Source organism: Kribbella sp. NBC_00359 (assembly GCF_036097425.1).
Taxonomy (GTDB): Bacteria; Actinomycetota; Actinomycetes; order Propionibacteriales; family Kribbellaceae; genus Kribbella.
In genome coordinates, this window is sequence record NZ_CP107975.1 from 3,843,261 (window position 1) to 3,857,249 (window position 13,989).

A 13,989-nucleotide genomic window follows, 5' to 3' on the forward strand; every position below is an offset into this window, starting at 1 on the left:
CCATGACGAGTGCCGATCTCTACCGGACCGTGCGGATGATTCGGCGGTTCGAGGAGCGGGCGATCGAGTTCGTGCGGTCCGGGGAGATCGTCGGCGGGATTCATCCGTACGTCGGGCAGGAGGCGATCGCGGCCGGGGTGTGTGGGGCGCTGACGGACGCCGACGTGATCACCAGTACGCACCGCGGGCACGGCCACGTGCTCGCCCGCGGTGTGGACCCGGCGCGGTTGTTCGCCGAGTTGATGGGCCGGGAGAGCGGGCTGAACAAGGGCCGTGGCGGGTCCATGCACGCGGCCGACTTCAACCTCGGAATCCTGGGCGCGAATGCGATCGTCGGCGCGTCCGGATCGATCGCGACCGGTGCGGCCTGGGCCTTGCGGCAGCGCGGTCGTGACTCGGTCGCCGTCACGTTCTTCGGTGACGGCGCGATGAACGAGGGGATGTTGCTGGAAGCATTCAACCTGGCCGCGCTCTGGCAGGTGCCGGTGATCTTCGTCTGCGAGAACAACGGGTACGCGACGACGATGCCCGTCGAGTCGGCGGTCGCCGGCAGCATCACCGGCCGGGCACGGGCGTTCGGGATGCCGGCTTTTACCATCGACGGGCAGGATCCCGAGACGGTGCTGAAGGCAAGCATGGCGGCGGTTGCGCGGGCCAGGGCTGGTAAGGGACCGACGTTCCTGGAGTGCGTCACCTACCGCTTCGACACTCACCACACCTTCGAGCACCGGGCCCGGCTCACCTACCGCTCGCCCGAGGAGCTCGCCGCCGGCCGGTCGCGCGATCCGGTGGAGATCCAAGGCGCCCGACTGACGGCCGACAAACGCGCGGCGGTCGACGCGGAGGTCGAGGTTCTGCTCGACGCGGCGGCCGAGTTCGCTTTGGGAAGTGCTCACCCGGATCCGGCGGGCGCTCTCGACTACCTGTACGCCTCGCCGGAGGTGCTGCGCTGATGCCGAAACTCTCGTACCTGAAGGCACTCAACCGCGCCCTCGGCGACTCCCTGGCCGAGGACCCGTCGGTTTTCCTGCTGGGCGAGGACATCCGGGTCGCCGCATCCAACCTGACCGCCGGCCTGTTCGCCCGCTTCGGCCCGGACCGTGTGCTCGACACGCCGCTGTCCGAGCAGGCCTTCACCAACTTCGCGACCGGCGCGGCGCTCGCCGGGATGCGGCCGGTGATCGAGTTCCAGATCCCGTCGCTGCTGTTCCTGGTCTTCGAGCAGATCGCCAACCAGGCGCACAAGTTCTCGCTGATGACCGGCGGCCAGTGCAAGGTCCCGGTCACGTACGTCGTTCCCGGTTCGGGCTCGCGGACCGGATGGGCCGGCCAGCACTCCGACCACCCGTACTCCCTGTTCGCCCATGTCGGTGTGAAGACCGTCGTGCCCGCGACTCCGGCCGACGCCTACGGACTCCTGGTCTCGGCGATCCGGGACGACGATCCGGTCGTGGTGTTCGCGCCGTCCGGTGCGCTCGGTGTCCGTGACGATGTCGACTTCGGCACGCTCGCGCCGGTGCCGCTCGGCGTCGGCCGGGTCGCACGTGCCGGCAGCGACGTGACGGTCGTTGCCCTCGGCCACCTCGTGCAGGATGCGTTGGCGGTCGCGGACGAACTGGCCGGGCTGGGAATCTCGATCGAGGTCTTCGACCCGCGGACCGTTTACCCACTCGACACGGACGGTCTGGCAGCGTCGGTCGCCAAGACCCGCCGGCTGGTGGTGATCGACGACTCCAACCGGTCCAGTGGCTTCGCCGCGGAGGTCCTCGCGGTCGCCGCCGAACGCTTCACCCTCGACGCACCTCCGCGCCGAGTGACCCGCCCGGACGGAGCCGTGCTCCCGTTCGCCCTGGCCCTGGACCGCGCCGTCCAACCCGGCCGCGACCAGCTCGTCTCCGCGATTCACGCCGTACTGGAGGAACGATGACCGATCTGTGGCACGAGTTGCCCGAGGCAACGCGTACGGCGCTTGTCGCGCGGGGGAGCGAGTCGTGGCAGCAGGTGTACGACGGAGTCGCCACGCACAACAAGGAGTGGCGACCGCTCCGGCCGCCGATCATGGCGGCGGCGACCTATCGATCGTTGACCGACATCTCGGCGACCGTGGCCCGGCTGATCCTGGCCGCGTGCTTGCGCCGGGCAACGACCGCGGGGGAGTTGCGGCGCGCGCTCGCGTTACCCGTCGGCTACATCGACCTGCTCGACGAGGAGCTGCCGCTGACCGAGGAGCTGCTCGGTGGCGTCCGGGCGGACATCCTGCTCGCGGACGGGACGCCGTACGTGGTCGAGGCCAACATCGACAGCGCCCTCGGCGGCGCCCACGACTCCGACGGTGTCGCGCGGCGCTTCCTCGAGGCGTACGCCGGTGATCCGGTGCTGGATGAGGTCGGGCTGACGGCGCCGCCATCGGCTGTTGACGCGCGGTACGAGGCGGTGCGAGCGGCGTTGAAGCTGACCGAGTCGGATCGGCTCGCCATGGTGTTCACCACCGGCGGCACATATCCGGGGTCGCAGGACGGCCTGGCGATGATCAAGTTGCTCGAGCCGTTCAGCGACCGCGGTCGCGAACTCGGCCTCGACATGCGTGTGTACCCGGTCGAGTGGCTCACCCTGGACGACGCGGGTCGGCTCTGCGTCGACGACGGCCCGATCGACGCCGTACTCCGGATGTTCGTCCCGCAAGGCATGAAGCCGAGCGATGGGTTGCAGGCTCTGCACACGGCGGTCCGCACGGGCGCGGTGCGGATGTTCACCCAGACGGCCAGTTGGCTGCTGGCCAGCAAGACGATCTTCGCGTGGCTTTGGGAAGACCTGCCCTTGCTGTCTCCCGAGGACGCCGAGGTCGTCCGCCGCCACGTCCCTCGCACCGAGGTGTTGTCCGCGGACCTCCGCGACCACGCGATCACCGACCAGAACCACCTCGTCCTGAAGCCCTCCGGTTCGTACGGCGGAGTCGGCGTCGTCGTCGGCCCCGAGGTCACCCCGCAGACCTGGCAGGACGCCGTCGATGCCGCGCTCGACGAAGGCTGCTACATCCTCCAGGCGTACGTCGAGGTCGACCGGCTCACCATGCAGTTCGTCGAGATCGCCACCGGCGACACCCACGAGGCCGCAGTACCGTTCTGCATTGCGCCGTACCTGTTTGCCGGCACGCCGTGCGGCGCCTACCTGCGCTTCACTGTCCCCGGCGCCGGCCCGGTGGTCAACGTGGGTCAGGGTGCGCTGACGAGCGGTCTGCTGCTGATTCCTTGAGCCATCGGCCGAGAGCGCGGAGGGTTTCGGCGGTGGCGACGGCGTCGCTGCGGGCGTTGCCGTGGCGGCCGTCGGTGCTGTAGAGGCCGGGGTCGGTGGACAGCGGATGGTCGGTGAGGTGGATGTGGATCGTGCCGAGCGTGCCGGCCAGAGCGGCGGTCCGGTCGGAGAGGGTTCGCATTCGTTGCCGAAGGCCCGGTCTGAGCCAGTCCGCGACGGCCGGGCTGTAGGAGATGTCGAACATGCCCAGCGTCATCACGTCCGCCCCGGCGTCCTGCAGGGTGGTGATCATCAGCGTGAGTTCGCGATCGACCCGGTCGGCGTCGTACGTGGCCGGGAAGGCGTCGTTGCCGCCGCCGACTACGAGCGCGAGGTCGGGGCCGAACACGAGCGCCGGCTCGAGTTGGCCGGCCAGGATCTCGCGCGTCCGCAGACCGCTGACGCCGAGGTTGCGGTAGACGAGCTCCGGCTGAACCGCGCGGAGCTCGGCGGCGATCCGGTCGGCCCATTGCAGCTTGCTGTAGCCGTCGACCGGTTCGCACAGCCCCTCCGCGACGCTGTCGCCGAGCACGACAAACCGCCGCCAGGGGTGACCGGCGAGCAGTTCGCGGCTCTCGCCGGGCTTGAGGCAGTACGGGTCCGTGGATTCGTTCATGTGGCCTCCACCGATGCCGGAGCGTCGAGGACCTTGCCCGGTCCGCGCCGGAGCAAGGGGTAGCTGCTGACCAGCAGGCAGACGATCCCCGAAGAGATCAGCGCCGGAGTCAGTCCTACGGCGCTCACCAGGTAGCCGGCCAGGAGCGCCCCGAGCGGGAGGCCGGCGAACGACGTTGCCGCGACCAGTCCGATCACCCGTGCCTGCAGGTTCTTCGGGACATGCTCGTAGAGCGCCGCGCCGAAGACGGGGTTGATCGCGGCGATGCCGATGCCGGACAGGAACGTCACCACCATCACCAGGAGCAGGTTGTCGCTGAGGCCGAGCACGAGCAGTCGCGGACTGCCACCGACGAAGGCCCCGATCGCGAAGGTCAGATACCGCGGCACCTTGGTGGCGAGAACGGCGAAGACGATGCTGCCGAGCAGTGCCCCGGCCGAGAACGCGCCGAGCGTGAGGCCCAGTCCGGCCGCGGAGCCGAGTTGGTCGGCGACCCACACCGGGATGAAGACCGCCGTACTCGCGCTGGCGAAGATGTTGATGGTGAACGTGGTGATCAGCATCGTGGCGAGCAGTTCGTCGCGCCGGACGAAGGAGAACCCCTCGGCGAGGGAGCGGAAGTACTTGTCTCTGACCGCGGCGACTACCGACGGTGGACGGACGAACCCCGCGACCAGGAGGCCGCAGACCAGGAAGGTGACCGCGTCGATCCAGAGCACTGAGGCTGCGTCGGTCCAGTAGATCAGCAGGCCGGCCAGGGGAGCGGCCAGCAGGGTCGCGCCGCGGGCGAAAGCCTCATGGAGCGAGGTGATGCGGATCAGTTCGACGTCGGCTGCCTCTGCCATCGGCCGGACGAGCAGATCCTTGGACCGGTCGGCGGCGCCACGCAGCGCACCCGCCACGGCGACGAGCACGAGGAGGGCGGTGAAACCCAGCTGGGTGGTCGCAGCGATCGCGCCGACCGCCACCGCGCTACAGAGGTTGGCGAGAATCGAGGTACGCCGCGGCCCGAGGCTGTCGATGATCGGCCCGGCCATGATGCTGGCCACGATGTACGGCACCATCTCGACCGCCGCCACCAGCCCCATCCGCGCCGCACTCCCCGTGGTCACCAGCACCAACCAGGGAATCGCGACCATGGAGATCCTGCTCCCCACAGCGGACAGGACGTCGGCGACGAAGAGGATCACGAGTCCCCGCCGGGGCGTCATCACCTGGCTCCCACCGCCACGTCGTCCGGACCGTGGACCGGATGCAGTTCCAGGTAGAGCTTGCGGAGGGCAACCTTGTCGACCTTCAGGATCCGGGTCAGCGGCAACTCGTCCACGAAGTCGATCGCCGCGGGAGCCCACATCTCGTTCAACGTCGTGGCGACCGTCTGCTGGAGCTCCTCGACGGTGACTGGGGAGCGCGTGACGACGAAGGCGTGGACCGCCTCGCCGACCACCGGATCCGGTACGCCGATGACCGCAGCGGTCCGCACTGCGGGGTGACTGGCGAGGACGTCCTCGATCGGGCGGCAGAAGATGGCCCAGTTGCGGCGGGTGGTGACGATCATGTCGTGCACGCGGTCGACCAGGAACAGGTACCCGTCGGAGTCCAGGTAGCCGAGATCCCGGGTGCGGAGCCAGCCGTCGACGAGCGTCTCGGCGGTGAGCTCCGGCAGGCCGAGGTACCCGGCGAAGGTGAGCTTGCTCTGCACCCACACCTCCCCGGTCTGTCCCGCGTCGAGCACCTTGCCGTCGTCGTCCCGGATCTCCAGCCGCACATCGCCGTACGGCGTACCCGCAGATGCCAGCCGCTCCGGACGGGCCGGGTCCTCGGTCAAGCCCGGGAGTGCGGTGACGACGACCGCTTCGCTGAGCCCGTAGACGATCCGCAGCACCGGACCGAAGCGGGCGATCCCCTGTCGCAGCCGGGCGGGCGTCGCCGGTCCGGCGCCGACATTGAGCATGAACAGGCTGCTGCAGTCGAAGTCCTCACCACCCGGATGATCAAGCACCTCGTACAGCATCGGCGGCGTCACGTACGTCGACGTGATCCGCTCGGCCGACACAGTCCGGTAGAACTCGTCCGGCGACCAGGTGTCGGTCAGGAACAGCACCCCACCTGTGAACAGGTTGAAGAAGCTGGTGATCTGTCCGCTCGCCAGCCACAGCGGCGAACCCGAGTAGTGCCGCAGCAACGGGAACCCGTTGGCGACGAACGCGTCCGCCAGATCGAGGATCTGCTCGTAGAAGCTCTGCGTGTGGTGGACCAGCTTGGGATCGCCGGTCGTCCCACTCGTCTGCAGCACCGAGTCGGGCGCCGGCACCGACGGATCGATCACGTACGGCGCTCCGCCGGTCAAGAGCTCGGCCACCTGGAACACGGGCATCGGCGCCAGGGACGCGGCGAGCGCACGACCGAGATCCCCGGTGCCGTCGGGGTCGTACACGAACGCGTCCGCGTCGGACAGCGCGGCGAACCGGTCGATCTCCCGGCGGGAGGTGATCGGCGCGCTCCAGAGCACGCGGCAGCCGTGCAGGTGCAGCGCCAGTTGGAGCGCCGGGGCGTCGAAGCAGTTCGCCGCCATCACCAGCACCTTGCCACCGGGACGGATGCCCGCGTCGCGCAGCGCCGCCGCGATCCGCAGTACGTCGGCGGTCAGTTCGCCGTACGTCGCCCGGCGAACTCCGCGGACCAGCGCGAGCCGCTCCGAGAATTGCTCGAACAGCGTTAACACCCGCAGCACATAATTGGGCATGACGAATTCAGGCGGCATTTCGTAAGGTTCCCCTCGACTCCGGCCACCCCCAGCCGTCGAGGCGACTCTACTGGAAGCGCCGGGCGCCCGCCAGAGGCTGGAAACCGTTCTACGGCAGGCGGACCGTCGCGCTCCGCAGTCGGTCGGTCACACCCTCGCGCGGGTGAAGGAATACCCCTGCGAAACGGGTCCGGAAGGGGTCCGCTAACCGTTGGCCGATGAATTTCGGAAATGCAATTGCTGTGCATTGACCGGATTCCTCGCCGCGTATTACGTTCCGTCCGCATCCGATTCCGCCAGGAGGTCCGTCCATGCACATTTCCAGCAGTTGGCGTGCGGTCGCGGTGACCGCCGCACTGACCCTGGCCGGCTCCAGCCTGGCCGGGGCGAGCTCCAGCCAGAGCCGTCACGACGATGCGTGGGTCGGCACGTGGGCGACCGCGGTCACCCACGGCGACGCGACCGGCTCGACCAACACCGGCCTGACCGACCAGAGCGTCCGGCTGGTGGTCCGGCCGACCGTCGGCGGCGACAAGATCCGGATCCGGCTGTCGAACATCTACGGCGAGAAGACCGTCACCGTCGGCGCGGCAACCGTTGCCAAGTCCAACAAGTCGACACCGGAGCTGTCCGACATCGACCCGAACACCCTGCGGACGTTGACGTTCAACGGCTCCGGCAGCGCATCGATGGTGAAGGGCAGCGAACTGCTGAGCGATCCGGTGAACCTGCCGCTGGGCACGCTCGACGACCTCGTCATCAGCCTCTACTTCCCGGAGAACACCGGCCCGACCACGTTCCACGGCTCGTCGATCCAGGACAACTTCGTCGGCCCGACGAACCTGGTCACCCAGCCCGGCGGTGCGGCCTACACGCTGACCCGGCACTGCTGCTGGTTCTTCCTGTCCGGCGTGGACGTGCAGACCGACGACTCGGACGGCTCGATCGTCGTGCTCGGCGACTCGATCACCGACGGCACCAACAGCACGTTCAACGCGAACAATCGCTGGCCCGACCAGCTCGCCGAGCGGTTGGCCGCGGCGGCCGGGCACAAGCCGTTCCCGAGCGTGCTGAACGCGGGGCTGGCCGGGAGCCGGCTCAACCACGAGGGCACCGAGCCGTCCGACAACGGCGCGTTCCCTGGTTTCGGTGAGGTCGGGGTGAACTCGCTGGCCCGGCTGAACGAGGACGTGTTCGCGCAGACCGACGTACGCACCGTCATCACCGAGCTGGGCATCAACGACATCTGGATGTCCGACGATTCGGCGGCCGAGATCATCGGCGCGCTCCGGCAGGTCAACGCGCAGGCCAAGGAACGCGGACTGCGCAGCCTGGTCACCACGATCACGCCGTTCGAGGGACTCTCCGGCACCGACAGCTGGACGCCGGCGAAGGAGGCCACCCGGCAGGCGGTGAACAGCTACCTGCGCTCGAGCCACGAGTTCGACGGCGTGCTCGACTTCGACAAGGTGCTGCGCGACCCGGCCGCGCCTTCGAAGCTGCTGGCGGCGCTGGACTCCGGTGACCACATCCACCCGAACGACACGGGCTACCAGGCGATGGCCGCCTCCGTCCCGCTGAACCTGGTGCGCTGACCGGGATGCGCACCGCCAACGAGATCCTTGCCGCGCTGGGATCCGAGGACGGGCGCCGCGATCCGATGCCGCTCTTCGCCGAGCTGCATCGGATCGGCCCGGTCTGCCGGCTCGCTCCCGGGAGTTCGCCGTACGCGGTGGTCGTCAACGGGTACGACGCCGCCCAGGAGGCGCTGAAGGACACCAGGTTCCACCGGTTGCTGTCGGCGGATCCGAACCCGAAGGAGCCGGTACTGCGACGGCTCGGCGGGTCGATGATGTTCCGCAACGAGCCGGACCATCTGCGGATGCGCAAGGTGTTCCAGGCGGTCCTCACGCCACGCCGGCTGACTGGGTTCGAGCCGGTGGTGGACGCATTGGCCGCCGAGCTCCTGGACGACCTGGGCAAGGCCGGTGCCGACGGCCAGGTGATCGATTTTGTCGACTTCGCCTACCGGTTGCCGATCACCGTGATCGGCACGTTCCTGGGCATCCCGCGCTCGGACCTCGGCTGGTTCCGGGACCGGACGCAGCGGATAGACGACTATCTGGACCTCGGCGGCAAGGCTCCCGAGCGGCTGGCGGCGGCGAACCAGGCGGCCGAGGAACTCAACGACTACTACGCCCGGATGATCGCCGACCGCCGGATCCGCCCGCGCGACGACCTGGTCGGATCGCTGGTGCATGCCCTGGATTCGGGGACCTCGGGCATCGACGAGCAGGAGCTGATCGACAACCTGCTCGTGCTGGTGAACGCCAGCTTCGTCACCACGATGAACCTCCTCACCAACGGACTCGAGCAGCTCCTCTCCCAGCCCGCGCTGGTCGAGGCCCTGCGCGACGATCCCGGACTGGCGGCGGACTACGTCGAGGAGATCCTCCGGCACCAGAGCTCGGTGCAGTTGATCAGCCGGAAGGCATCCGTCGACCTCGAACTGGCTGGCGAGCCGATCAGCGCGGGGAGTCTCGTCCTCATCCTGCTCGGCGCGGCGAACCGCGATCCGGTCAAGCATGCGGACGCGGACACCTTCGATCCGGGACGCGACGATCTGCAGCACCTGTCGTTCGGAGCGGGTCCGTTCTACTGCGTCGGGGCCGCGCTCGCCCGGATGGAAGGGCGTGCGGCGTTCGGGCAGCTGTTCCAACGGTTCCCGAACCTGCGGTTCGTGGGAGAGCCGGTGCGCAGTCATAGCCTGCTGTTGCGTGGACACAGTTCCATGCCGATCCGATTGGGGTGAAGCGATGCCGTTGGACCCGCAGGTCGAGGCGATGCGCGCCGAGCGTGAGGGCAACCAGGTGCCACAGCTCTACACCCAGACCCTGGCCGAGGCCAGGGCGGCCGACCTCGCGTCCATCCAGGCCGCGGGTGGGGATGTCGAGCCCGTTCACCACGTGGAGGACCTCACGACCGAGGGCGGCGTACCGCTGCGGGTCTACCGGCCGGATCTGACCGGTCCACTGCCGACGGTGATCTACTTCTTCGGCGGCGGGTGGACGCTGGGCAGCATCGAGACCGCCGACGGCATCAGCCGCAAGCTGGCCAATGCCGTTCCCTGTCAGGTGATCACGGTCGGCTATCGGCTGGCGCCGGAGCATCCGTTCCCGGCCGCGGTGCACGACTGCCACGACGCCACGCAGTGGATCGCCGCGCACGCGGGCAAGTTGCAGGTCGATCCGTCGCGGCTGGTCGTCGGTGGTGACAGTGCCGGCGGCAACCTCGCGGCGGCGACCACGTTGCTTGCCCGCGACAACGGTCCGACGCTGGCCGGGCAGTTGCTCGTCTACCCGAACACCCGCTACGGCTCGGACACCATCTCGATGCGGGCCGGCGACGATCCGTACCTCTTCAACAAGACCTCGGTCGGTTGGTACTGGGACCACTACCTGACCGACCCGGCCGACGGTCTCAACCCACTCGCGTCACCACTGCTCGCCGAGTCGCACGCGGATCTCCCTCCCGCGCTGGTGATCACCGCGGAGTACGACCCGCTCCGCGACGAAGGCGAGTACTACGCCGAGAAGCTGCACGCCGCCGGCGTCCCGACCACCCTCAGCCGGTACGACGGGATGGTGCACGGCTTCTTCGCAATGTCCGGCATCCTGGACGGCGGCAAGTTGGCGATGGCCGAGGCGTCGGCCTGGCTGGCGGAGATCTTCCGCGATGCCTGAGGAATGCGCGAGCCACGATGGCTGACAGCCTCGTCGACTACGAGTCCCTCGCGGCCGCGGTCCTCCCGGCCGAGGTCCGGGACTTCGTTGCCGGCGGCAGCGGCTCGGAGACCACGCTGCGGCTCAACCGTGCGGCGCTGGACTCGATCACGGTCACACCCCGCGTGCTCGCCGGGGTCGACGAGCCCGGCACGTCGTGCACGCTGCTCGGCGGTCAGTTCGCGATGCCGGTCGCGGTCGCTCCGATGGCCTACCAGCGGCTTCTGCATCCCGAAGGGGAACTCCTCCTCGCGGCCGCGGCCGCGACAGCCGGAATCCCTTATGTCATCAGCACTCTGAGCAGTGTCCCGTTGGAGAAGATCGCCGCGGTCACGCCCTCATGGTTCCAGCTGTACTGGTTACGAGATCGCGGCCTGGTCAGGACTCTCGCGGAGCGTGCCACCGCAGCGGGTTGCGGTGCACTGATGGTGACCGTCGACGTTCCGGTGATGGGACGCCGGCTGCGCGACGTCCGCAACTCCTTCGCACTGCCGCCGGAGGTGGTCGCGGCCAACATTGTCGACATGGTGACAGAGGCACATTCCGCCGTACCCGGGCTGTCGGCGATCGCCGCGCACACCGCGTCCGCGTTCGATCCCGCCGTCGGCTGGTCGGACCTGCAGTGGCTTCGAAGTTCCAGTGAACTGCCGCTGGTGGTGAAGGGGATTCTGGACCCCCGCGACGCCAGGCGCGCCGCTGACCTGGGTGTGGACGGGGTGGTGGTCTCGAACCACGGTGGACGCCAGCTGGACGGCGCACCGGCCTCGATCGATGCGCTCGGACCGGTTGTCGATGCTGTCGGCAACCACTGCGCCGTGCTGGTGGACGGTGGAGTGCGAGGTGGCATCGATGTGGTGAAGGCGCTCGCGCTGGGTGCGTCCGCCGTACTGATCGGACGGCCGTTGCTGTGGGCACTTGCTGTGGAAGCTGTGGATGAAGCGCTGGCTCTCCTCGGACAAGAGCTGCGCGATGCGATGCTGCTGGCCGGATGTGGGGACCTGGCCGCGGTCGCGCGGCTGACGACGGGGAGGACGCCATGGCTGATCTCGAGCTGACCGAGCTGCACGGCTCGCTCACCGACCGCGCGCTGAATTCGATGAACTTCCTCAACGAGGTGTCGCACCACTACCCGGATGCGATCTCGCTCGCCGCCGGGCGGCCGACCGAGGAGTTCTTCGCGCTCGAGGACCTGCATCGCTACCTGGACCTGTTCGCCGATCATCTGCGCTCGAAGGGGTACGACGAGTCCGCGGTGCGGCGGACGATCTTCCAGTACGGCCGGACCAAGGGCATCATCCACGACCTGGTCGCCCGCAACCTCGCCGTCGACGAGGACATCCACGTCGATCCCGAGGCGATCGTCGTCACGGTCGGCTGCCAGGAGGCAATGGTTCTCACCCTGCGGGCACTGCGCTCCGGTCCGGACGACGTGCTGCTGGCGATCTCCCCGACGTACGTCGGAATCACCGGTGCGGCTCGCTTGCTCGACTTCCCCGTGCTGCCGGTGACCGAGGACGACGATCTCGCCGCGGTGGTGAAGGCCGTCCGCGCGGACGGGCTGCGCCCGCGCGCTTGCTATGTGATGCCGGACTTCGCCAACCCTTCCGGGCTCAGCCTCGATGTGGATGCCAGACGGCGATTGCTGGAGGTCGCGGCCGAGCAGGAAATGCTCCTGCTCGAGGACAACCCGTACGGACTGTTCCCGGCCTGGGGCGTTGCTCGCGTGCCGACGCTGAAGGCCCTCGACACCGAGCGCCGCGTCATCTACCTCGGTTCGTTCGCCAAGACCGGCCTGCCCGGCGCGCGGGTCGGGTACGTCGTCGCCGACCAGACCGTCGCCGCCCCGGGCGGGAGCATCAACCTGCTGGCCGACGAACTGTCGAAGCTCAAGAGCATGCTCACCGTCAACACCTCGCCGGTCGCGCAGGCGGTGATCGGCGGCAAGCTGCTCGCGCACGACTGCAGCCTGGTCGCCGCGAACCGGCGCGAGCGCGCGGTGTACGCCGCCAACCTCCGCGCGATCACCGACGGCTTGGCCGCCAGGTTCCCCGGCGGTGAGATCACCTGGACCGTGCCGTCCGGCGGCTTCTTCGTGGTCGTCACCGTGCCGTTCCCGGTCGACGACGTACTGCTGGAGAGGTCGGCCCACGAGTACGGTGTGCTCTGGACCCCGATGAGCCACTTCTACGAGGGCGACACCCCGATCCACGCCCTGCGCCTGTCGTGCAGCGCGGTCACGCCGGTCCAGATCGACGCCGCCCTGAACCGTCTCGCCGCGCTCATCGCCGACCAACTGCCGTAACTGGTCCTCCCGGACGGTCCCGAACTGGATCTGTAGGGCGTGCCGGTCCACTTCTAGCGTGAAGTCATGACCACCGCGTGCGAGATCCCCACCGTCCAGGTAGCCACCGCCGAGCGCCTGGTGACCGGCCAGTTCGGGCGGTTGCTGGTGATGGTGTTCGGGTCCGGGCTGAGCATGTACCTGCTCACCTCGGTCGTCCCGCTCTACCTGGCCGCCAACGGCTCGGGCGGGATCGGGGCCGGGCTGTCGACCGGCGCGATGATGCTGTCCGCGGTCGGCGTCGAGCTGCTCGTGCCGCGGATGCTGGCCCGCTGGGGCTACCAGGTCGTCCTGGGTCTCGGGCTGATGCTCCTCGGCGCACCCTCGCTGGTCCTCCTGACCACCGCGTCGCTGCCGGCGGTCCTCGCCGTCTGCGTCGTTCGCGGCGCCGGCCTGGCGATCCTGGTCGTCGGCGCGGTCGCCCTGGTCGCCGACCTCACGCCCGCGGCTCGCCGCGGCGAGGGATTGGGCGTCTACGGCATCGCAGTCGGCGTGCCCGCCGTCATCGGCCTGCCGCTCGGCGTCTACCTGACCAACCGGATCGGCTTCGACGCCCTGTTCATCCTCGCGGCGTTCAGCTCGCTCGCCGGACTCGTCACTCTTGTGGGGCTGCCTGCTCGGGTCAGTGCCGAGGAGCAGCACGTGAAGGTGCTCGGTGGCGTACGACGCAGCGGTCTGCTGATGCCGACCTTCGTCTTCGCGGCCGTGACTGTTGCCGCCGGGATCAGCGTCACCTTCCTGCCCCTGGCCGTCGCCGCGGACAAGCAGTCCCTCGTCGCCACCGCTCTGCTGCTGCAGGCCGCGACCGCGCCCGGCGCGCGCTGGCTGGCCGGCCGGTACGGCGACCGCGTAGGGCCGGCGAAGCTGCTGGCACCGGCCCTGGTCCTCGCCTCGCTGGGTGCGGGATCGCTCGTACTGATCGGCACCCCGATCGCCATCGTGATGGGCTCGACCCTGTTCGGCATCGGCTTCGGCGCCGCGCAGAACCTCACTCTCACCCTGATGTACAACCGCGTCCCGGCATCCCGCTACGGCCAGGTGAGCGCGTTGTGGAACCTCGCGTACGACGGTGGCTGGGGAATGGGCGCCATCATCTTCGGTGCCGTGGTCGCCGGGACCGGATTCCCGCTGGCCTTCGGACTGACCGCGGTTGTCGTCGCGGTGGCCGTCGTACCTGCGGTCAGAGCTTTCCCCTGACCGGGGTGGTGGGGTG

General features: G+C 69.0%; 12 protein-coding genes. 9 read left to right on the forward strand and 3 right to left on the reverse strand.

From position 1 onward, the window contains the following. Positions 1-2: 2 nt before the first annotated feature. Genes OG876_RS18895 through OG876_RS18905 form a run of 3 tightly spaced genes read left to right on the forward strand, consistent with a single transcriptional unit; the run spans position 3 to position 3,252 of the window. Positions 3-953 (forward strand): thiamine pyrophosphate-dependent dehydrogenase E1 component subunit alpha, encoded by a 951-nt coding sequence (locus OG876_RS18895; RefSeq protein ID WP_328526185.1) that lies wholly within the window; start codon positions 3-5, stop codon positions 951-953. Beyond that, the gene (locus OG876_RS18900; protein WP_328526186.1) at positions 953-1,927 is read left to right on the forward strand and encodes an alpha-ketoacid dehydrogenase subunit beta; all 975 of its coding nucleotides are present in this window, start codon (positions 953-955) and stop codon (positions 1,925-1,927) included. Before OG876_RS18895 ends, OG876_RS18900 begins: the two co-directional genes overlap by 1 nt. Next, the gene (locus OG876_RS18905) at positions 1,924-3,252 is read left to right on the forward strand and encodes a hypothetical protein (RefSeq protein ID WP_328526187.1); all 1,329 of its coding nucleotides are present in this window, start codon (positions 1,924-1,926) and stop codon (positions 3,250-3,252) included. Before OG876_RS18900 ends, OG876_RS18905 begins: the two co-directional genes overlap by 4 nt. On the opposite strand, the gene OG876_RS18910 is transcribed toward OG876_RS18905, so the two are convergent. From OG876_RS18910 to OG876_RS18920, 3 genes are read right to left on the reverse strand one after another with little or no spacing between them, the layout of a single operon-like run. Beyond that, positions 3,203-3,907 carry an SGNH/GDSL hydrolase family protein gene (locus tag OG876_RS18910; RefSeq protein WP_328526188.1) on the reverse strand — a complete coding sequence of 235 codons (705 nt, stop codon included), beginning with the start codon at positions 3,905-3,907 and terminating at the stop codon, positions 3,203-3,205. The genes OG876_RS18905 and OG876_RS18910 overlap by 50 nt on opposite strands. After that, positions 3,904-5,118, reverse strand: a complete 1,215-nt coding sequence (locus tag OG876_RS18915; protein WP_328526189.1) for an MFS transporter — start codon at positions 5,116-5,118, stop codon at positions 3,904-3,906. Before OG876_RS18915 ends, OG876_RS18910 begins: the two co-directional genes overlap by 4 nt. After that, entirely contained in the window at positions 5,118-6,653 is a 1,536-nt protein-coding gene (locus OG876_RS18920; protein ID WP_328526190.1) for a class I adenylate-forming enzyme family protein, read from the reverse strand. The genes OG876_RS18915 and OG876_RS18920 overlap by 1 nt, the downstream gene beginning before the upstream one ends. A 311-nt stretch (positions 6,654-6,964) precedes the next feature. Here OG876_RS18920 and OG876_RS18925 point away from each other — a divergent pair, with 311 nt between their 5' ends. The 6 genes from OG876_RS18925 to OG876_RS18950 all read left to right on the forward strand — a co-directional run bounded on the left by OG876_RS18925 (position 6,965) and on the right by OG876_RS18950 (position 13,973). Further along, the gene (locus OG876_RS18925) at positions 6,965-8,248 is read left to right on the forward strand and encodes an SGNH/GDSL hydrolase family protein (protein WP_328526191.1); all 1,284 of its coding nucleotides are present in this window, start codon (positions 6,965-6,967) and stop codon (positions 8,246-8,248) included. Positions 8,249-8,253: 5 nt separating this feature from the next. Next, positions 8,254-9,465, forward strand: a complete 1,212-nt coding sequence (locus tag OG876_RS18930; RefSeq protein WP_328526192.1) for a cytochrome P450 — start codon at positions 8,254-8,256, stop codon at positions 9,463-9,465. 4 nt (positions 9,466-9,469) lie between these two features. Continuing rightward, the gene (locus OG876_RS18935) at positions 9,470-10,396 is read left to right on the forward strand and encodes an alpha/beta hydrolase (RefSeq protein ID WP_328526193.1); all 927 of its coding nucleotides are present in this window, start codon (positions 9,470-9,472) and stop codon (positions 10,394-10,396) included. A 17-nt stretch (positions 10,397-10,413) separates the two neighbouring features. Further along, the gene (locus tag OG876_RS18940; protein ID WP_328526194.1) at positions 10,414-11,490 is read left to right on the forward strand and encodes an alpha-hydroxy acid oxidase; all 1,077 of its coding nucleotides are present in this window, start codon (positions 10,414-10,416) and stop codon (positions 11,488-11,490) included. After that, positions 11,472-12,737 carry an aminotransferase-like domain-containing protein gene (locus tag OG876_RS18945; protein WP_328526195.1) on the forward strand — a complete coding sequence of 422 codons (1,266 nt, stop codon included), beginning with the start codon at positions 11,472-11,474 and terminating at the stop codon, positions 12,735-12,737. The genes OG876_RS18940 and OG876_RS18945 overlap by 19 nt, the downstream gene beginning before the upstream one ends. Before the next feature lie 66 nt (positions 12,738-12,803). Beyond that, the gene (locus OG876_RS18950) at positions 12,804-13,973 is read left to right on the forward strand and encodes an MFS transporter (protein WP_328526196.1); all 1,170 of its coding nucleotides are present in this window, start codon (positions 12,804-12,806) and stop codon (positions 13,971-13,973) included. Positions 13,974-13,989 lie beyond the last annotated feature (16 nt).

What these genes read in the sequence shown, in the direction of transcription:
- OG876_RS18895 (WP_328526185.1), top strand. Translation starts at nt 3, where the DNA reads ATGACGAGTGCCGATCTCTACCGGACCGTGCGGATGATTCGGCGGTTC.
- OG876_RS18900 (WP_328526186.1), top strand. Translation starts at nt 953, where the DNA reads ATGCCGAAACTCTCGTACCTGAAGGCACTCAACCGCGCCCTCGGCGAC.
- OG876_RS18905 (WP_328526187.1), top strand. Translation starts at nt 1,924, where the DNA reads ATGACCGATCTGTGGCACGAGTTGCCCGAGGCAACGCGTACGGCGCTT.
- OG876_RS18910 (WP_328526188.1), bottom strand. Translation starts at nt 3,907, where the DNA reads ATGAACGAATCCACGGACCCGTACTGCCTCAAGCCCGGCGAGAGCCGC.
- OG876_RS18915 (WP_328526189.1), bottom strand. Translation starts at nt 5,118, where the DNA reads ATGACGCCCCGGCGGGGACTCGTGATCCTCTTCGTCGCCGACGTCCTG.
- OG876_RS18920 (WP_328526190.1), bottom strand. Translation starts at nt 6,653, where the DNA reads ATGCCCAATTATGTGCTGCGGGTGTTAACGCTGTTCGAGCAATTCTCG.
- OG876_RS18925 (WP_328526191.1), top strand. Translation starts at nt 6,965, where the DNA reads ATGCACATTTCCAGCAGTTGGCGTGCGGTCGCGGTGACCGCCGCACTG.
- OG876_RS18930 (WP_328526192.1), top strand. Translation starts at nt 8,254, where the DNA reads ATGCGCACCGCCAACGAGATCCTTGCCGCGCTGGGATCCGAGGACGGG.
- OG876_RS18935 (WP_328526193.1), top strand. Translation starts at nt 9,470, where the DNA reads ATGCCGTTGGACCCGCAGGTCGAGGCGATGCGCGCCGAGCGTGAGGGC.
- OG876_RS18940 (WP_328526194.1), top strand. Translation starts at nt 10,414, where the DNA reads ATGGCTGACAGCCTCGTCGACTACGAGTCCCTCGCGGCCGCGGTCCTC.
- OG876_RS18945 (WP_328526195.1), top strand. Translation starts at nt 11,472, where the DNA reads ATGGCTGATCTCGAGCTGACCGAGCTGCACGGCTCGCTCACCGACCGC.
- OG876_RS18950 (WP_328526196.1), top strand. Translation starts at nt 12,804, where the DNA reads ATGACCACCGCGTGCGAGATCCCCACCGTCCAGGTAGCCACCGCCGAG.